Origin of the sequence: Pseudomonas knackmussii B13 (assembly GCF_000689415.1) — a bacterium.
Lineage (GTDB): Bacteria > Pseudomonadota > Gammaproteobacteria > Pseudomonadales > Pseudomonadaceae > Pseudomonas > Pseudomonas knackmussii.
Genome location: NZ_HG322950.1, coordinates 2,155,514 through 2,172,644 on the forward strand (window position 1 = coordinate 2,155,514; position 17,131 = coordinate 2,172,644).

The 17,131-nt window shown below is 67.7% G+C and carries 18 protein-coding genes and 1 pseudogene; 15 read left to right on the plus strand and 4 right to left on the minus strand.

From position 1 onward, the window contains the following. The first annotated feature begins 8 nt into the window (after positions 1-8). The 15 genes and pseudogenes from PKB_RS10220 (at position 9) to PKB_RS10285 (ending at position 11,323) form a co-directional block, all read left to right on the plus strand. Complete coding sequence (locus PKB_RS10220) at positions 9-551, plus strand: response regulator (protein ID WP_043251386.1); 543 nt, start codon at positions 9-11, stop codon at positions 549-551. 75 nt (positions 552-626) lie between these two features. Further along, positions 627-2,339 carry a GspE/PulE family protein gene (locus PKB_RS10225; RefSeq protein ID WP_043251389.1) on the plus strand — a complete coding sequence of 571 codons (1,713 nt, stop codon included), beginning with the start codon at positions 627-629 and terminating at the stop codon, positions 2,337-2,339. Continuing rightward, entirely contained in the window at positions 2,320-3,105 is a 786-nt protein-coding gene (locus PKB_RS10230) for a hypothetical protein (protein WP_156958018.1), read from the plus strand. Before PKB_RS10225 ends, PKB_RS10230 begins: the two co-directional genes overlap by 20 nt. Before the next feature lies 1 nt (position 3,106). After that, positions 3,107-3,649 (plus strand): pilus assembly protein, encoded by a 543-nt coding sequence (locus PKB_RS10235; RefSeq protein WP_043251392.1) that lies wholly within the window; start codon positions 3,107-3,109, stop codon positions 3,647-3,649. Beyond that, positions 3,636-4,190 (plus strand): GspMb/PilO family protein, encoded by a 555-nt coding sequence (locus PKB_RS10240; RefSeq protein WP_043251395.1) that lies wholly within the window; start codon positions 3,636-3,638, stop codon positions 4,188-4,190. Before PKB_RS10235 ends, PKB_RS10240 begins: the two co-directional genes overlap by 14 nt. Next, entirely contained in the window at positions 4,190-4,711 is a 522-nt protein-coding gene (locus tag PKB_RS10245; protein ID WP_043251397.1) for a hypothetical protein, read from the plus strand. Before PKB_RS10240 ends, PKB_RS10245 begins: the two co-directional genes overlap by 1 nt. Beyond that, complete coding sequence (locus tag PKB_RS10250) at positions 4,708-6,534, plus strand: type II secretion system protein GspD (protein ID WP_043251398.1); 1,827 nt, start codon at positions 4,708-4,710, stop codon at positions 6,532-6,534. Before PKB_RS10245 ends, PKB_RS10250 begins: the two co-directional genes overlap by 4 nt. Then, the gene (locus PKB_RS10255) at positions 6,531-7,007 is read left to right on the plus strand and encodes a type II secretion system protein (RefSeq protein ID WP_043251400.1); all 477 of its coding nucleotides are present in this window, start codon (positions 6,531-6,533) and stop codon (positions 7,005-7,007) included. Before PKB_RS10250 ends, PKB_RS10255 begins: the two co-directional genes overlap by 4 nt. A 2-nt stretch (positions 7,008-7,009) precedes the next feature. Further along, entirely contained in the window at positions 7,010-7,384 is a 375-nt protein-coding gene (locus PKB_RS10260; RefSeq protein WP_043251402.1) for a type II secretion system protein, read from the plus strand. After that, complete coding sequence (locus tag PKB_RS10265; protein ID WP_043251404.1) at positions 7,359-7,874, plus strand: type II secretion system protein; 516 nt, start codon at positions 7,359-7,361, stop codon at positions 7,872-7,874. The genes PKB_RS10260 and PKB_RS10265 overlap by 26 nt, the downstream gene beginning before the upstream one ends. Continuing rightward, entirely contained in the window at positions 7,871-8,263 is a 393-nt protein-coding gene (gene csgE / locus PKB_RS10270) for a curli production assembly/transport protein CsgE (protein ID WP_052355232.1), read from the plus strand. Before PKB_RS10265 ends, csgE begins: the two co-directional genes overlap by 4 nt. Continuing rightward, a complete protein-coding gene (locus PKB_RS10275; RefSeq protein ID WP_043251406.1) occupies positions 8,260-8,670 on the plus strand; it encodes a curli assembly protein CsgF in 411 nt (136 codons plus the stop codon). The genes csgE and PKB_RS10275 overlap by 4 nt, the downstream gene beginning before the upstream one ends. A gap of 37 nt (positions 8,671-8,707) precedes the next feature. Continuing rightward, complete coding sequence (locus tag PKB_RS10280; RefSeq protein ID WP_043251408.1) at positions 8,708-9,574, plus strand: CsgG/HfaB family protein; 867 nt, start codon at positions 8,708-8,710, stop codon at positions 9,572-9,574. Positions 9,575-9,944: 370 nt separating this feature from the next. Further along, positions 9,945-10,067: pseudogene (locus tag PKB_RS29970) on the plus strand (IS481 family transposase); the annotation flags it as partial. 305 nt (positions 10,068-10,372) lie between these two features. Beyond that, entirely contained in the window at positions 10,373-11,323 is a 951-nt protein-coding gene (locus PKB_RS10285; RefSeq protein ID WP_043248478.1) for an IS110 family transposase, read from the plus strand. A gap of 95 nt (positions 11,324-11,418) precedes the next feature. Here PKB_RS10285 and PKB_RS10290 read toward each other — a convergent pair whose 3' ends face one another. From PKB_RS10290 to PKB_RS10305, 4 genes are read right to left on the minus strand one after another with little or no spacing between them, the layout of a single operon-like run. Further along, positions 11,419-12,888 carry a hypothetical protein gene (locus PKB_RS10290; protein ID WP_043257142.1) on the minus strand — a complete coding sequence of 490 codons (1,470 nt, stop codon included), beginning with the start codon at positions 12,886-12,888 and terminating at the stop codon, positions 11,419-11,421. Positions 12,889-12,922: 34 nt separating this feature from the next. Beyond that, positions 12,923-13,387: a curlin gene (locus PKB_RS10295; RefSeq protein ID WP_043251411.1), complete on the minus strand. Its 465-nt coding sequence runs from the start codon at positions 13,385-13,387 to the stop codon at positions 12,923-12,925. A 50-nt stretch (positions 13,388-13,437) separates the two neighbouring features. Then, positions 13,438-15,669, minus strand: a complete 2,232-nt coding sequence (locus PKB_RS10300) for an Ig-like domain-containing protein (RefSeq protein ID WP_043251413.1) — start codon at positions 15,667-15,669, stop codon at positions 13,438-13,440. Positions 15,670-15,700: 31 nt separating this feature from the next. Continuing rightward, a complete protein-coding gene (locus PKB_RS10305) occupies positions 15,701-17,041 on the minus strand; it encodes a hypothetical protein (RefSeq protein ID WP_043251415.1) in 1,341 nt (446 codons plus the stop codon). Positions 17,042-17,131: the final 90 nt, after the last annotated feature.

Sequence of the window (17,131 nt, forward strand, 5' to 3'; positions counted from 1 at the left end):
AGTCCACCTTGGCGAACAAAGTATTGGTGGTCGAAGACGAAGTGATCCTTGCGCAGAACCTCGGCAATTTCCTCGAGGCGAAGTGCCTGGAAGTCCACGTCAGCAACGATGGCGCATCCGCGATCGCCGCTGCCGCGAGCTTCCAGCCGGACCTGATCGTGCTCGACTACCGTCTGCCCGACATGGAGGGGTTCGAGGTACTGGAAGCCATCCGCCGCGACAGGAGCTGCCACTGCGTGCTGATCACCGGCCACCCGACCAGTCAGGTCCGGGACCGGGCGGCGCAACTGGGGATCAGCCACATCCTGTTCAAGCCTTTCCCGCTGGCGGAACTGGCCCGTACGGTCCTCGAATTACTCCAGGTTCCCAACCAGGGACGGGTCGATAAGCAGAACGGGTTCGTCGAGCGGCGCCGGGTGAAGGCAGAGTCATTCCCTCTGCGGCTGTACGACGGCAGTTGGGTCCTGGGTGACCGCCGACAGGCGACGTCACCGGAACAGGGCAAGGACGACGATCCGTTGGCCAGTGGAGAGAACACCCGCAAGCCCTGAGGGGCGAACGGATAGCCGGCCGAAGGCCGGGGCTTTGCCGGTGAACGATTGTTCCAGGGACCAGGAGGTCCGCCCATGGACAGTCTCTCGCTGGCGGTCGAGGCGGTGGTCGCGGTGGCTCCTGTGCCGCCGCAGGCATTCGCGGACGAGCTGTTGCATGCCGCCCGGCAACGCGCGGCGAGCCACGACGAATCTTCCCTGGAAGCCCTGCAGGCCCTGGCAGGCCTGCCCGCCGAGGCCTTCCTCGCCAGCCTCGGCGCTACCTTGCATTACCCGGTTCTCGATGGCGCGGCGCTGTTCGCCGCGACCCCGCTGTTCGAGCGCGTGAGCCTCGCCCAGGCGCTCAAGCGCGAGTTCGTCATGCTGCGCCACGGCGAGCGCGACATCGGCGTATTCGCCGACCCCTTCGACGACGCCCGCCTGGCCTGGATCGACGAGTGCCTGCAAGGCGCCCCCCTGTACCTGGTGCTGGCCGACGACCTGCGTGCCTTCCTCGCCAAGCACGAGGAGGGCTTCCACGCCGTTGCCTCCTTGCAGGCCGAAGCCGGTGCCGGCGGTGAGCACGAGAGCCTCGAATCGCTGTCGCTGACCAGCATCGCCGAGGACTCCAGCGTGGTCATCAAGCTGGTCAACTCGACGCTCTACGACGCGCTGAAGATGCACGCCAGCGACATCCACCTGGGCATGACCGGCAGCGGCCTGGCCATCAAGTACCGGGTCGACGGCGTGCTCGCCGCCATCGGCAAGGTGGCCGGCCAGGAGCTCGCCGACCAGGTGCTGTCGCGGGTGAAGGTGATGGCCGAACTGGACATCGGCGAGAAGCGCGTGCCCCAGGACGGCCGCTTCAAGATCGCCATCAACGGCCGGCAGATCGACTTCCGCGTGTCGATCATGCCGAGCATCTTCGGCGAGGACGCGGTGCTGCGCGTGCTCGACAAGCAGGACCTGGCCGACCGCGTGCAGGGCGTGCGCCTGGAGGCCCTGGGCTTCGCCGACGAGACCCTGGTGGCGCTGCGCCGGCTGGCCTGCGAGCCCTACGGCATGGTGCTGGTGACCGGCCCCACCGGCAGCGGCAAGACCACCACGCTGTACGCGATGATCACCGAGATCAACCACGGCGTGGACAAGATCATCACCATCGAGGACCCGGTGGAGTACCAGTTGCCGGGCGTGCTGCAGATCCCGGTGAACGAGAAGAAGGGCCTGACCTTCGCCCGCGGCCTGCGTTCGATCCTGCGCCACGACCCGGACAAGATCATGGTCGGCGAGATCCGCGACCCGGACACCGCGCAGATCGCCGTGCAGTCCGCGCTCACCGGGCACCTGGTGTTCACCACCATCCACGCCAACAACGTCTTCGACGTCATCGGCCGCTTCACGCAGATGGAGGTCGACCCGTACAGCTTCGTTTCCGCGCTCAACGCCGTGCTCGCCCAGCGCCTGGTGCGCCAGGCCTGCCCGGACTGCGCGCAGCCCTACACGCCGACCCTGGCCGAACTGCGCGAAGCCGGCCTCGATGCCCGCGCGCTGCAGGACCACCGCTTCGTCCGCGCCGCCGGCGGCGGCCGCTGCCGGGGCAGCGGCTACCGCGGGCGCACGGCCATCGCCGAGTTGCTGCGCCTGGACGACGACCTGCGGCAGATGATCGTCGAGCGCCAGCCGATCTCGCGCATCCGCGAGCTGGCCTGCAGCCGTGGCCTGCGCCTGCTGCGCGCCTCCGCCCTGGAACTGGTACGCGAAGGGCGCACGACGCTCGAGGAGATCAACCGTGTCACTTTCGTGGCGTGAGCGATACGTGGCCGTGCTCGGCGCTTCCGGCGTCGGCCTGTACCGGCGCGGCAGCCGGGGCCTGGATTGGCTGGGCGACGTCGCCTGCATCGGCGGCTGGAGCTCGGCACTGGACGCCCTGGACGGCCTGCTCGGCGAGCAGCGCCGCGTCCGCGCCGACCTCTGGGTGGTGCTTTCCAGCCAATACTGCCGCTTCTGCCGGGTGCCCTGGTGCGAGGACATCGGCAGCCCGGCCGAGCTGCTGGAATACGCCGGCGCCTGCCTGGAGCGCATCTTCGGCAGCAGCGAAATGGCCTGGCAGCTCAGCGTCAGCGCCGAGCCCCACGGCTTGCCGCGCCTGGCTGCGGCTCTGCCGCAAGCGCTGCTCGAACGCCTGCGCGGGCTGACCGATGCCCATGGCTTGCGGTTGGTCTCGGTACAGCCGTACGTGATGGCCGCCTTCAATCACTACCGTGGGCAGCTGCAGGGCGACGATTTCATCTTCCTGGTCGCCGAGCCCGAGCGCAGCACCGGCCTGGTGGCGCGCGAGGGCCAATGGCTGCGGGTCTTCAGCCAGGGCACTGGCGATGGCGACGAGGAACTCGCGGCACTGCTGCAGCGCCAGCGCCGGCTGATGGAGGAGGGCGCCGACCGCCTGCCGCTGTACCTGCACGCGCCGGGCCGCCGGCAGGTGCCGCAACTGGAGGGGCTGTTCCGCGTGCTCGCCGAAACCGCCCCGGGCGCCGACTGGGACGTGCGCCTGCTGATGGCGCGGACGGTGCACTGAGATGCGCGCCCTGGCCCTGGATTTCCAACCGCGCCGGCCCGCCCTGGCCGCCTGGGCGACCCTGGCGCTGGGCGTGCTCGTGGTGCTCAGCGTGGGCAGCGCCGGCTTCTGGCTGCAGCATCGCTCGCAAGGGCACGAGCAGCGCCTGCAGCACAGCGAGCGGCGGCTCAATGGCGGCGATTCCATGTCCGCGCCGCTGTCCGCCGCCGACAGCCGTGCGCAGCAGGCCGCGCTGGCCGAGATGAAGCGCGTTTCGGCGCAGCTGCGGCGGCCCTGGGAGCAGCTGTTCGGCATGCTCGAGACGCTGCCGCGCGAGGACATCGCCCTGCTGGCCCTGGCCCCGGACGCCCGCAAGGGCCAGGTGCGCATCACCGCCGAGGCGCGCGACCTGGAAGCCATGCTGGCCTTCCACCAGCGCCTGGAAGCCAGCGCCGAGCTGAGCGATGTGTCGCTGCTCAACCACGAGGTCAAGGTCAAGCAGCCCGAGCGGCCGATCCTGTTCAACCTGCTGGCGACCTGGGAGGTGGGCGATGCGCGTCCATAGCCTGCTGCTCCAGGAGCGCCTGCGCGCATTCGGCTGGCCTGCGCTGGCCGGCGCCGGGCTGATCCTCGCCAGCCTGCTCTACGCCCTCGCCGGGTTGTGGCCGGCCTGGCGCACCGACGCGGAACTGGCCGACCGCAGCCAGCAGGCCGAACGCCTGCTGCGCGACGTGGAACGCGGTATCGCCCCGGCGCCGGCCCAGGCGCTGCCCGGACGCCAGCTCGACGACTTCCATCAGCGCCTCCCGGCGCAGCTGCAGGCCACCCAGGCACTGGACCGCATCTACGTCCTCGCCGGGCGTGAGCACATCACCCTGGCGCGCGGCGAGTACGCCCTGGGCATAGACCCGCAAACCCGCCTGGCGCGCTACCAGATCGTCCTGCCGGTCAGCGGCAGCTACGCCCAGCTGCGGCGCTTCCTCCACGCCGTCGGCCGTGAGCTGCCGGCGCTGGTGCTGGAAGACCTCGACCTGCAACGCAAGCGCATCGCCGATGCGCAGCTGAGCGGACGCATCCGTATGACCCTTTACTTGTCGAGGTCGTGATGAACCGGCGCCTGCTGTTCTGGATGCTTTTCCTCGGCGGTGCCGGTGCCCTGGCGCTGGGGCCGGAGTTCTTCGGCGACGCCGAGCCGACGCTGGCGGTGCGCCCCGAGCCCGCGCAACAGGCGACCCCGAAAACCGCGCCGGCCGCTGCCAAGGCGAGCGCTGCTTCCGCCGCGCCCGCTGTCGCCGTGAACTGGCAGCCCGGCCCGGACCTGTTCCCGGTGCAGAGCTGGCGCAAGGCGCCGCCGCCACCCAGCGCCGCAGCCCTGGCCGCCGCTGCAGCTGCGGTCGCGCCCCCACCGCCGAGCGCGCCGGCGCTGCCGTTCCAGTTCCTCGGGCGGATGGACGATGCCCGCGATCGCCAGGTGTTCCTGCGCGAGGGCGAGCGCGTGCTGATCGTCCGCAAGGGCGATGTGATCGATGACACCTACCGGGTCGAGGGCATCGGCGACGACCGCCTGACCCTGGTCTACCTGCCGCTGAAGACGGCGCAGTCGCTGGTCATGGAGGAAACACCATGAGGACTCGTTGGCTGGCCCTGCTGGGCTGTCTGCTGCTGTGTGCCTGCGCCGCCAACCTGGCGCGCGACCAGGGCCTGCTGCTGATCGAGGACGGCAAGTACGAAGCGGGCCTGGCGCGCCTGCAGCAGGCGGTCGAGGACGACCCGCAGGACCCCGAGCGCAAGATCACCCTGAACACCGCCCGTGCGCGCTCGGTGAAGATGCTCCTGGCCCAGGCCGACCTCGACCGCGCCCAGCGCGACTTCACCTCGGCGCACAACGGCTACCAGCGCGCGCTGCGCATCGAACCGACCAACAGCCGCGCCCAGGAAGGGCTGCGCGAGCTGGAGCAGCTGCGCAACATCGGCGCCATGCTGGTCCAGGGCCAGACCGACCTGCGCCGTGGCGACCTGGCCGGCGCCGAGCGCCGGGTGCGGGCGATGCTCGCCCTCGATCCGGGCAACCTCGACGCCGCCGAATTGCAGCGCAACATAGAAGCCATCCGCGGCCGCAACGCCAGCCTCTACCCGCAGCTGCGCTCGCGCCTGGATCGCCCGGTGACCCTGGAGTTCCGCGACGCCAGCCTGAAGATGATCTTCGAGGTGCTGTCGCGCGCGGCGGGGCTGAACTTCATCTTCGACAAGGACGTGCGCCCGGATCTGAAGGCGACCATCTTCGTGCGCCAGGTGCGCGTCGAGGACGCCGTCGGCCTGCTGCTGCAGCAGAACCAGCTGCACCAGAAGATGGTGAACGACAACACCGTGCTCATCTATCCGGACTCGCCGCAGAAGCTGAAGGATTACCAGGACCTGGTGATGCGCACCTTCTACCTGACCAACATCGACGCCAACACCGCGATGAACCTGCTCAAGACCATGCTCAAGACCCGCGATGTGTTCGTCGACGAACGCCTCAACACCCTGAGCATGCGCGACAGCCCCGACGCCATCCGCATGGCCGAGAAGCTGCTGCAGGCGCAGGACCAGTCCAACCCCGAGGTGGTACTGGAGGTGGAGGTGCTGGAAGTGGCCCGCCAGCGCATCCTCGACCTCGGCCTGCAGTGGCCGAACACCTTCGGCGTGGTCAACGACGACGGCAGCGCGGTGACCATCCTCGACCAGCTCAAGGGCATCGACGCCAGCCGCATCACCATCTCGCCGTCGCCGCAGCTGAAGATCAACGCCCAGGACAACGACGTGAACACCCTGGCGAGCCCGGTGATCCGCGTCAGCAACCGCGAGCAGGCGCGCATCCACATCGGCCAGCGGGTGCCGGTGATCAGCGCGACCTCGATGCCCTCGACCCAGGGCCCGGTGATCACCGAGAGCATCACCTACCTGGACGTGGGCCTGAAGCTGGAGGTGACGCCCATCGTCCACCTGAACAACGAAGTGGCGATCAAGATCGCCCTCGAGGTGAGCAACGCCACGTCGCTGCCGCCGACCCAGCAGGGCACCATCCCGGTCCAGGTCGACACCCGCAACGCCATCACCACCCTGCGCCTGCACGACGGCGAGACGCAGATCCTCGCCGGGCTGATGCGCAACGACCACGCGGCCACCGGCAACAAGATCCCGGGCCTGGGCGACCTTCCCGGCGTCGGCCGGCTGTTCGGCAGCAACAAGGACACCTACGGCAAGTCCGAGCTGGTGCTCTCGATCACCCCGCGCATCGTGCGCAACTTGCCGTACCAGAGCCCGGACGACATGGAGTTCTCCACCGGCACCGAGAGCAGCATGCAGATGCGCCCGCTGGACACCCGCGACGATTCGGCCATGGCGCTGCCGGCCGAGCGCCCGCCGCTGGCCGCCGCGCCCGAGGTGCATGTCGAGGTGGGGCGGTGAACGCGCGGCGCGGGCAGGGCTTCACCCTGATCGAGGTGGTCATCACCCTGGCCATCATCGGCCTGCTGGCGAGCATGGCCGCGCCCCTGGGCGAGACCCTGGTGCGCCGCGGCAAGGAGCAGGAGCTGCGCACTGCGCTCTACCAGATCCGCGATGCCATCGACGCCTACAAGCGCGCCGCCGACGCCGGGCGTATCGAGAAATCGGCGACCGCCAGCGGCTATCCGCCGGACCTCAAGGTGCTGGTCGACGGCGTGCGCGACGTGCGCAGCGTGAAGGGCGCCAAGCTGTACTTCCTGCGGCGCATTCCGCTCGACCCGCTGGCCGACCCGCGCCGCGACCCCAGCGAGCAGTGGGGCCTGCGCTCCTACGCCAGCCCCGCGGACGACCCGCGCGAGGGCGAGGACGTCTTCGACGTGTACTCCCTGGCCCGCGGCAAGGGCCTCAACGGCATCGCCTACAAGGAGTGGTGAAGATGACTCGCGCGCGCGGTTTCACCCTCATCGAGCTGCTGGTGGTCATGGCCATCGTCGCCACCCTGATGACCATCGCCGTGCCGCGCTATTTCAACAGCCTGGAGCAGTCGAAGGAGACCACCCTGCGGCAGAGCCTGGCGGTGATGCGCGAGGCGCTGGACCACTTCTACGGCGACACCGGGCACTACCCGGAGAGCCTCGACGAGCTGGTCAGCCAGCGCTACCTGCGCAGCCTGCCGGTGGACCCGATCACCGAGCGCAACGACCTCTGGGTGACCCTGCCGCCGCCGGACGGCGTGGCCGGCAGCGTGGCCGACGTGAAGAGCGGGGCAAGCGGGAGGGCGCGCGATGGCAGCCAGTATGGGCAGTGGTGAGCGCGGCTTCAGCTTCCTCGGCGTGCTCTTCGTGGTCACGCTGATGGGCGCGCTGCTGGCTACCACCGGGCAGCTCTGGGCCACCAGCGGCCAGCGCGAACGCGAGCGCCAGCTGCTCTGGGTCGGTGGCCAGTACGCCCAGGCGCTGCGCGGCTACTACCGCAGCTCGCCGGGCCTGGCGCAGTACCCGGCGCGCCTGGAAGACCTGCTCGAAGACCCGCGCTTCCCGACCCCGCGCCGCTACCTGCGCAGGCTTTACGCCGACCCGCTGACCGGCGGCACCGACTGGGGCCTGGTGCGCACCATCGACGGCCGCATCGCCGGCATCTACAGCCAGGCCGGCGGCCAGCCGCTGCTGCGCGCCAACTTCCCCGAGCAATGGCGCGAGTTCGAGGGCATGGGCAGCTACGCCGACTGGCGCTTCGTCGCCGAGAAAGCCTTCGAGGGCAACGACGCCGGCATCGCCACGGGCAGGGGGGACGAACAATGAGCCGCCTGCTGCTCGCCGTGCTGCTGAGCGTGCTCGCGCTCGGCCAGGCCCATGCCGACGCCGAGGACGAGATGAAGGGCTTCATCGTCGACGAAACCATTTCCCACATCGGCCACGACTTCTATCGCTACTTCAGCGAACGCCTGCGCGACAGCACGCCCCTGGACTTCAACCTGGTGGTGCGCGAACGCCCGTCGGCGCGCTGGGGCAGCCTGGTCTGGGTGGAGAACCAGCAGCGCGTGGTGTACCGCGAGTTCCTGCCGCCGAACACCGCCGAACTCAAGCCCGTTGCCTACGCCGCCGCCAACCAGGTGGCCGAGGCGGTGGTCCGTCAACGCCTGGAAATGTTGCTCCAGGACACCAGTGACATCGAGAGGGACGAACTATGAAGCGCAGCACGCTATCGCTCGCCAGCCTGCTTTTCCTGCTCGGCAGCGCCGAGGCCACGGAACTGGTGTACACGCCGGTGAACCCGTCGTTCGGCGGCAACCCGCTCAACGGCACCTGGCTGCTGAACAACGCCCAGGCGCAGAACGACCATGAGGATCCCGACGCCCGCAGAAGCTCGGCCTTCACCGGCACCACGGCGCTGCAGCGCTTCAGCAGCCAGCTGGAGTCGCGCCTGCTGTCGCAGCTGCTGACCAACATCGAGAACGGCAACACCGGCAGCCTGAGCACCGATTCCTTCCTCATCGACATCATCGACGACTCCGGGGCGCTGAGCATCCAGATCACCGACAAGGTCAGCGGCGAGGTCTCGGAAATCCAGGTCAACGGACTGGGCCCGCAGCAGTAGGGCCATCCAGGCATTCGAGTATTCAGGGAGACGGGCCATGAACGCAGCACTGAAGATAATGATGCTGGCGGTCGCTCTGGCGGGCTGCGGATTGCGCGAGCCCATGCCGGCCACACAGGACGTGGAGACCCCGACGCTGACCCCGCGGGCCTCCACCTACAAGGACCTGCTCGAGCTGCCCCGGCCCAAGGGCCGGCTGGTCGCCGCGGTGTACAACTTCCGCGACCAGACCGGGCAGTACAAGCCGACCCCGGCCAGTTCCTTCTCCACCAGCGTGACCCAGGGCGCGGCGAGCATGCTGATGGACTCGCTGGCAGCCAGCGGCTGGTTCATGGTCCTCGAACGCGAGGGCCTGCAGAACCTGCTGACCGAGCGCAAGATCATCCGCGCCTCGCAGAAGAAACCCAACACGCCGGCGAACATCCAGGCCGAACTGCCGCCGCTGCAGGCGGCCAACGTGATGCTCGAGGGCGGCATCATCGCCTACGACACCAACATCCGCACCGGCGGCGACGGCGCCCGCTACCTGGGCATCGGCACCTCGATCGAGTACCGCATCGACCAGGTCTCGGTGAACCTGCGCGCGGTGGACGTGCGCAGCGGCCAGGTGCTGGCCAACGTGATGACCAGCAAGACCATCTATTCCTTCGCCCAGAGCGCGAGCGTGTTCAAGTTCATCGAGTTCCGCAAACTGCTCGAAGCCGAGGTGGGCTACACCACCAACGAGCCGGCGCAGCTGTGCGTGCTCTCGGCCATCGAGGCGGCGGTGGCGCACCTGGTAGCCCAGGGCATCGAACGCCACCTGTGGCAGGTGGCGGACGAGTCGCAGAAGGACGGCAGCTCGCTGCCGAAGTACGTGGGGCAGTACCAGACGAGCCTGCAAGGGGAGGGGGGGACGCAGTGATTCGCCCTCGCATCCGCGAATTCCCGACACGGTCTCTCCCTGTAGGAACGGATCTCATCCGCGATGTCTCGGCACGGTGCATCCCCGCAGGAGCGGACCTTGTCCGCGATCCTTCGTGGACAAGGTCCGCTCCTACAGCCTTACGCCTCAGACACCGCGCTTCCCTTCCTCGTCTTCCCCGCGAACGCGGGGATCCAGAGACGTCTTGCTTGGTGTGGCGCGCCGCTTCGGCGTGTTCGGATGCATCTTGTTTCGCCTCTCGGCGAGTCCCTTTTGTCAAACGCCATGTACGGACCGGGGACATAGCTGACAGGTGTGCGGGGACATGGTTGACACTTTCCGGCGAGCAGCCTTGTCGGGAATCCACGCCATGCCCTGGAACACGAGAGACACCATGAGCCTGAAAGAGGAATTCATTGCCCTAGCCTTACAGCCCGACAGCAACAAGCGAGAGCTTTGCCGACGTTTCGGAATCAGCCCGCAAACGGCCTACGCGTTCGCGGGGAAGACGAGGATGGTAGGGGTGGCACGGATATGTACGAGCGGATGCACCGTGCAACGCCATTCGCGGATGAGATCCGCTTGTATGGCGTTAGGGTAGGAACCTGTCGGGGTGTGGAGGGACAAGATCCGCTTCTGCAAGCCAGACGGTAGGAGACTTCCCCCACCCACCCGCTCACGACAAGCGCCGATAAGGAATCCATCGGATTGAGTAGCCGCTCAAACCGACAATACCGGCAAGCCTGCGCCAATGTGAGCTCCCGACAGGTTGGACCATCTTCACTGTCGGAGAACCCCATGACAAGCCAAGTTCCGGTTATCGGTATCGATGTCGCCAAGGAGTCGCTGAGCCTCTGCGATACACGCTCGGGCGAGGTATTCGAACTGGCCAATGACGTCCGCACTATCAAGGCCTGGCTGAAAACCCTCCCTCCCTGCTGCGCCATCGCGATCGAAGCGACCAGCACCTATCACATGGATGTTGCGACCCTGGCGCATGCGCGGGGACATCGGATCTACGTCATCAATGGCTTTCGCCTGAGCAACTACCGCAAGGGGATTGGTGGGCGAAACAAGGATGATCGCAGCGATGCCCTGCTGCTGGCCCGTTACCTGACCCACGAACAAGCGCAACTGGAGCCTTGGCAGCCGCCGAGCAAGGCCTACTGCCGCCTGCAGACACTGCTGCATCGGCGTGCTGCACTGGTCCGTAGCGCCATCTCGTTGCGCCAGAGCTTTTCCCAGGATCGCTCCCTGGCCAAGGCGCTAAAGCCTGTTCTCAAGCAAATGGCCACACTGGAGTCACGCCTGGAGAAAGAGATTCAACAGGCGCTGCGAGAGGCTGGCCTAATGGAGCAAAGCAAGCGCTGCCAGGCCATCGAAGGGATCGGACCGCTGACGGCAGCGGCCCTGAACCTGGCATTTCTGCGAGGACGTTTTCGCAATAGCGATGCCTTCATCGCCTTTATCGGATTGGATGTGCGGCTCAAGGAGTCCGGCCGCTATAGCGGCCGTCGAAAGCTGACCAAGCAAGGGGATCCTGAAATCCGTCGGCTGCTCCACAACGCGGCCATGGCGGCAGCGCGCACGCAGCGCTGGCAGGCCCTTTACCAAAGCTACCTGGCGCGCGGCCTGAAGAAGATCGAGGCCCTGACTATCCTCGCCCGCAAATTGGCCCGAATTGCCTTTGCCCTGATGCAATCCCAGACCAGCTACCAGCCTCCAAAGCAGGAGCCGTCATTGACATAGAATCTCCTACAGGGCGAAACACCGTGTGGTGAGTGCGGGCAAAAAAAGACCGCCTGGCCCTGGGGTTGGCGAGGCGGTCAAAGGGCTTCGTTTGTCTATTGCTGGGTAATGGTCGACTGGTTGCCGGTGCCGAACTGCTGCACGTTGGCGTTCATGTTCACGCCAGCCTGGCTGACAGTGGCCTGGTTGGCCGTGCCGCCCTGGGTGATGTAGGCGAGGTTGACGCCGTCGGTCTGGGTCACGCTGGCCAGGTTGTGGTCGCCGTAGAGCTGGTTGACGTAGGCCTGGTTGCCGGCGCCGGACTGGTCGAGTTCGACCTTGTTGAAGTCGCCGTTGCTGGTGCCGGTGGCGTAGTTTCCGGTGCCGCGCTGGTCGGCGACGAGGATGTTGTCGCTGCCGTTCTGCTCGAAGTACAGCTCGTTGTAGCTTTCCGCCTGGCTGACGTTGAGGTCGTTGTTGGTGCCGTTCTGGGTCAGCTGGGTCTTGTTGCCGGTGTCCTGCTGCTTCACCTGGGCCACGTTTCCGCCGCCGTTCTGCGCGATGGCGGCGTTGTTGCCCTGGCCGGACTGGCCGCCACGGCGGGCGCCTTGCCAGTCGCTCATGTAGACCTTGTTGCCGGTGCCGTTGGAGGTGACCACCAGGCTGTGGCCGCTGCCGGTCTGGTAGGTCAGCTGCAGGTTGTCCGTGCCGTTCTGGTACAGCGCGGTGTTGGAGCCCTTGGATTCGTACTGGTCGGCCCAGGCGGCGTTGCGGTCGCCGGACTGGTTGATGCTGGCGACGTTGCCGACGCCGTACGGGTCCATGGCCATGCCGAAGCTCTGGTCGATCACCGCTTCGTTGGTCGAGCCGAACTGGGCGATGCTGGCCTGGCTGCTGTCCTGGCTGTCCTGCCAGACCTCGGCGTAGTTGTTGTCGCCGGCCTGGTTGAACAGCACGGTGCCGCCGAGACCGAGGTTCTGCCAGCCGTTGGCGGTGTTGCTCGAGCCTTGCTGGTACACCTCCTGGTGCCCGCTGATCTGGTCCGACTGCTTGATCGAGCCGCGGTTGGCGTCGCCGCTCTGGATGATCAGGGCGCGGTTGCCTTCGCCGAAGCCGATCTGCTCGATGTTGGCCTCGTGGTTGCCGCCCGATTGCTGGGTGGTGCCCTGGCTGCCGACCTGGCCTTCCTGGTAGACCATCGAGAAGCTGCGGCTGCCGTCCTGGATCTGCAATGCCTGGTTGTCGCTGCCGTAGTACTGGCTGGCGAAGTTGTCGTTCCAGTCGCCGTTGCCCTGCTGGTTGATGCTGCTGTTGATCTCGCCGTAGTTCTGCTCGCCGTAGGCGGCGTTGTGGTCGCCGGACAGGCTCTGCACGATGCTGCCGGTGGACTCCTGCTGTACGGCCATGGCGTCGTTGCCGGTCCCGGTCTGGGTCTGGTTGGCGGTGCTCCAGCTGGCCTGTTTCTGGCTGACGTTGGCGATGTTCTGCTCGCCGTTCTGGACCTGGTTGGCGCTGCTGTCGTCGGCCATCGCCTGGCCCGCGGCGAGCAGCAGCAGGGCTGCGCTGATGGGGGTGAGTCTGAACATGATGATGGCTCCCTTCATTCGAGGTTCTTGTGTGCTAGTGGAACTGCCGGACCGTTACGCTCTGGCCGTTTCCGGCCTGGGCGATGCTGCTGTCCAGGCCGCTTCCGGTCTGTTCGATCAGCGCGCTGTTGGCATTGCCGTACTGGCTGATCTGCGCCCGGTTGTCGCTGCCGCGCTGGACGATGCCGGCGCTGTTGCCATATCCCTGCTGGTCTATGGAGGCCATCAGGTTGTTGCCTTGCTGGAGAATCCAGGCTTCCTGCGCGCTGCCGGCCTGGACGATGCGCCCGAGCAACGACTGGCCGTCCTGCTGCACGCGCGCCGCGTTGGCGGTGCCGTTCTGGCTGGTCGCCGCCAGTTGCCCGGGCGGTGCCACCAGCGGCAGCGGGTCGCCCAGGTCGCCGGTGCTGGCCAGGTCGGCGTTGTCCTGCAGGTCGTCGGCCATGGCCGCGCCGGCGAGCAGCGCGGTGGCCAGGACCAGGAAGCCGAACGGATGCATGGCGTTCTCCTGTCGGGAAGGTCCCGCCCCGAGGGGACGGGACCTCGCTTTCACTGCACGGTGACCGTTGCGGTGCGCACGTTGCCTAGCACCGAGCGGACTTCCACGCTTGGGCTGGCGCCAATGGTGACCGTGGTGGTCGTCAGGTTGAGCCGCCAGCGCCCGGTGATCGGCACCGTGGCGGTGCCCAGCAGTACCGGTCCGGTCGGCGTGGTCACGGTCACCCGCATGCTGTTGCCGACGACCGCCGAGGTGGTGCCGCTGATGTCCCAGGTGAGGCGGTTGCCGGCGCGCACGGTGACGGTGGCGGCGCTGATCACCAGGTTTTCCGGCAGCGTCAGCGGGGTCACCTGGATGCTCACCGTGGCCGGTGCGGACAGCGCGCCGAAGGCGTCGCGGGCCTGGTAGGTGAAGCTGACGTTGAGCGGCGTGAGCAGGTTGAGCGGCGGCGTGTAGGTGATGCTGGTGCCGTTGGTGGTCACGCTGCCCTGGCCGGTCGCCGGTTGCGTCAGGTTGGCGACGCTCAGCGGGTTGTGGCCGTCCGGATCGCTGTCGTTGGCCAGCACGTTGAGGGTCAGGGTCTGCCCGACGTTGACCGTGCCGCTGTCGTTGCCGGCGAGCGGCACCTGGTCGGCGGCGACGCTGACGGTCACCGTGGCCGGCTCCGAACGCATGCCGAGGGCATCCTGGGCGCGATAGCTGAACACCGAAGTGAGCGCGGTGATGACGCCCGTCGGCGGCGTGAAGGTAGCCACGCCGTTGGCGCCGAGGGTGACGGTGCCGGTACCGGCGGCCGGTTGCACCAGGTCGACGACGGTCAACGGGGTGTTGTTGTCCGGATCGCTGTCGTTGCCCAGCAGGTTGATCTGCACCGGGGTGTTGAAGGCGGTGCTGGCGCTGTCGGCGACGGCGCGCGGCGGCAGGTTGTCCGGCTGGCCGGGACCATGGCCGACGACGCTGACCGGTTCGTGGTCGCTGCCGCCTGCGGACGACTTGACGGTGACGCTCGCCGGCGGCTGCGTCAGGTCGCTGACCGTCAGGGTCTGCTGGGTGCCGCTCTTCGACAGCCGGCCGAAGCCTTCGGCGACCAGGTCGGGAATCGCCACCTGGTCACTGGAACTGGCGGTCACGGTGAGCTTGTGGGTGTCCCAGGAGTAGGTCGCATTGCTGATCTTCACCAGGTCGACGAGCTTGCGCGAAATCGACGTCGGCTTGGTCGTCCCGCTCGGGTCGCTGGCGGTGACCACCAGGAACGGCGGCAGCGCGCCGGTGCTGTCGTGCTTGGCGAAGAAACGGCCGTTGTTGTCGCTGATCAGGCTCACCTGGCAAGGCGAGGGCGGTGTGCCGGGGACCAGGGCGAGGGTATCGCGCATGCACAGGGCAGCGGTGTTAGGCGCACTGGCGAAGAGCTCGTAGCGGATGCCTGCCGAGGTGCGGGCATAGCTGCTGCGCTGGATCTCCACGGCAGTCTGCTGGCGCTCGTCGTAGAGCTTGCCGGAGAGGGTGAACAGGTTGGTCTGGATGGTCCCGGCCGGGCCGTCGATGCGCACGAAGTTGGTCTGGTTCGGGCTGCCGATTACCGGCTCGGTGAGGTTCGGGTCGCCGACGAAGGTTTCGCTGGCGCCGGTGTCCGGGTTGATCTCCACGTACGGGCCGTTGGCGCTTTGCAGCCAGGGGCCGACCTGGCCGGCGAGGGCGCCGGAGAAGTTGCCCGGTGCGCCTATGCCGATGTCGCGGGTGATATTGATGGCGCGCCGTCCGGGCGTGGTGACGTCGACTGTCTCGACCCCATACGGGTGGGTGATGGTGTAGGTGCCGGCCTGCGGTACCGAGACGCGGATGCGGATGCGCGCGAAGCTCTGCTGGTCGCCGTCCACCGGGTTCTCGTTGGCGAAGGCGGCCTCGATGCCGGCAACGTAGGCATCCAGTTCATAACCGCTGTTGCCCACTGCCGGAATGGTCGCCTCGGCGAGGAACCAGAACATCTCCGGCGGCCAGTTGTCGGGGAACACCATCGGCTGGGTATCGTCGAAGACACCCGGCTCCGGCAGCAGCGTGCACATGTAGGAAGGGGCACCGGGGGCGGAGGCGACCCGCGAGCTGAGTGCGCGCGACTGGCACAGCTCGAGCTTGCGGTCGTTGGCGTCCTGGTACCACATGGGGAAGCGCCCGGTCGCGAGGGTGTAAGGCCCCGGGTCGACTGCCGTGAGGGCGGCGTCGGCGGCGCTGGCTAGGCCCAGGGTCAGACCCAGGGCGCTGAGAATGCGTGGCCACTTGTTCATGTTGCCTCCTGGCTGAGGTCGGTAGGGGCGGTCAGGGGACCAGTTCCACTTCTTCGCTATCGCTGCCGCCATTGGCGGAGATCACCCGCACGGTCGCCGGCGGGATCGGCGAGATGCCGGTGCTCAGGCTCTTCGCCGGGCCGTCGCCGGTCAGGCTGCCGATGCTGGCGCCGCTTTCCCCGGCCACCGCGGTCAATGCCGGCGGCGAGATCTTGTCGCTGGTGCTGGCTTCGATGGTCAGTTGGCCGGAGGCGATGCTGTACGTGGCCCGCTGGATGCTGACCAGGTCCACCAGCGGCTGGGCGTGGGTGGTCGGGGTGCTTGCCGGGATGGCCACGCTGTTGTTGGCCGTGATCTGCACCTGCGCCGGCAGGATCGGGTTGCCGCCGGACTGGCCGTACCAGTTGCCGGTGCCGTTGGCCTCGGTCATGGCGACGCTCGCCCCGGCACTGTCGAGGAAGCTGGCGGTCCCGGGCGGCGGCGGGGCGAGGGTGAAGACGTCCTGCTGGGCCTTGGGCAGGCCGTTGACGTTCTCCCGCGAGTAGGTGGCGCGCTGGACGATCTGCGGGGCCGGCCGGACGGTCGCCGAGAGCTTGCCGGACACGGCGAACACATCGGTGCGCAGGTCCAGGCCGTTGGGGCCCTCGATGCGGATGTAGTTGGTGTTGAACGGGCTGCCGGTGACCGCTTCGGTGAGGTTGGGGTCGCCGATGAAGGTTTCCTGGGCGCCGGTATCGGGGTTGGTTTCCACGTAGGGGCCGTTGCGGCTGCGCAGGAATGGCCCGATGTCGCCTTTCAGCGCGCCGGTGTAGGTCATGGGCGCGCCTATGCCGATGTCGCGGGTCATGTTGATCGCCCGGCGCCCACCGGCGGGGACGTTGAAGACATCCACGCCGTAGGGGTGGGTGATGGTGTAGATCCCGGCCGTGGGCACGTCGACGCGAATGCGGATGCGCGCGAAGCTCAGTTGGTCGCCTTCCGCCGGCAACCCGGAGCCGAAGGCGGCCTCGACGGCGGACACGTAGGTCAGGTCGATGCCGCGGGTGGCGTCCACCAGGGTGGCGTCGGCGCTGAACCAGAAGGCCTCGTCGGGGAAGTTGGTGGGGAAGTTCAGCGGCTGGGTGTCGTCGTACACCCCGGGGTTGGGCAGCAGCACGCACATGTACGAGGGAGTGCCGGGCGCACCGGGCACGCGGGAGCTGACCGCCCGTGACAGGCAGAGGTCGAGCGTGCGGCCGTGGGTGTCCTGGTACCAGGCGGCGAATTTTCCGTTCGGTGCGAGGTAGGGGCCGGGGTCGACGTCGAACAGCGCGGCCTGCGTGCCTCCCGTGGTCATGGCGAAAAGCAGCAGTGCGGACGGTATGCGATGCATGTGAATTCCCTCCAGCAGTGGACCAAGCTCAGCGCCGGCCCCAGCAACGGATCGGCTCATGAGGCCCTCGGCAACTTCCGTACCAGGCTT

Bases quoted from the DNA above. Each gene is read 5' to 3' on its own strand.
- PKB_RS10225 (WP_043251389.1), top strand. From the start codon at position 627: ATGGACAGTCTCTCGCTGGCGGTCGAGGCGGTGGTCGCGGTGGCTCCT.
- PKB_RS10235 (WP_043251392.1), top strand. From the start codon at position 3,107: ATGCGCGCCCTGGCCCTGGATTTCCAACCGCGCCGGCCCGCCCTGGCC.
- PKB_RS10240 (WP_043251395.1), top strand. From the start codon at position 3,636: ATGCGCGTCCATAGCCTGCTGCTCCAGGAGCGCCTGCGCGCATTCGGC.
- PKB_RS10245 (WP_043251397.1), top strand. From the start codon at position 4,190: ATGAACCGGCGCCTGCTGTTCTGGATGCTTTTCCTCGGCGGTGCCGGT.
- PKB_RS10250 (WP_043251398.1), top strand. From the start codon at position 4,708: ATGAGGACTCGTTGGCTGGCCCTGCTGGGCTGTCTGCTGCTGTGTGCC.
- PKB_RS10260 (WP_043251402.1), top strand. From the start codon at position 7,010: ATGACTCGCGCGCGCGGTTTCACCCTCATCGAGCTGCTGGTGGTCATG.
- PKB_RS10265 (WP_043251404.1), top strand. From the start codon at position 7,359: ATGGCAGCCAGTATGGGCAGTGGTGAGCGCGGCTTCAGCTTCCTCGGC.
- csgE (WP_052355232.1), top strand. From the start codon at position 7,871: ATGAGCCGCCTGCTGCTCGCCGTGCTGCTGAGCGTGCTCGCGCTCGGC.
- PKB_RS10275 (WP_043251406.1), top strand. From the start codon at position 8,260: ATGAAGCGCAGCACGCTATCGCTCGCCAGCCTGCTTTTCCTGCTCGGC.
- PKB_RS10280 (WP_043251408.1), top strand. From the start codon at position 8,708: ATGAACGCAGCACTGAAGATAATGATGCTGGCGGTCGCTCTGGCGGGC.
- PKB_RS10285 (WP_043248478.1), top strand. From the start codon at position 10,373: ATGACAAGCCAAGTTCCGGTTATCGGTATCGATGTCGCCAAGGAGTCG.
- PKB_RS10290 (WP_043257142.1), bottom strand. From the start codon at position 12,888: ATGTTCAGACTCACCCCCATCAGCGCAGCCCTGCTGCTGCTCGCCGCG.
- PKB_RS10295 (WP_043251411.1), bottom strand. From the start codon at position 13,387: ATGCATCCGTTCGGCTTCCTGGTCCTGGCCACCGCGCTGCTCGCCGGC.
- PKB_RS10300 (WP_043251413.1), bottom strand. From the start codon at position 15,669: ATGAACAAGTGGCCACGCATTCTCAGCGCCCTGGGTCTGACCCTGGGC.
- PKB_RS10305 (WP_043251415.1), bottom strand. From the start codon at position 17,041: ATGCATCGCATACCGTCCGCACTGCTGCTTTTCGCCATGACCACGGGA.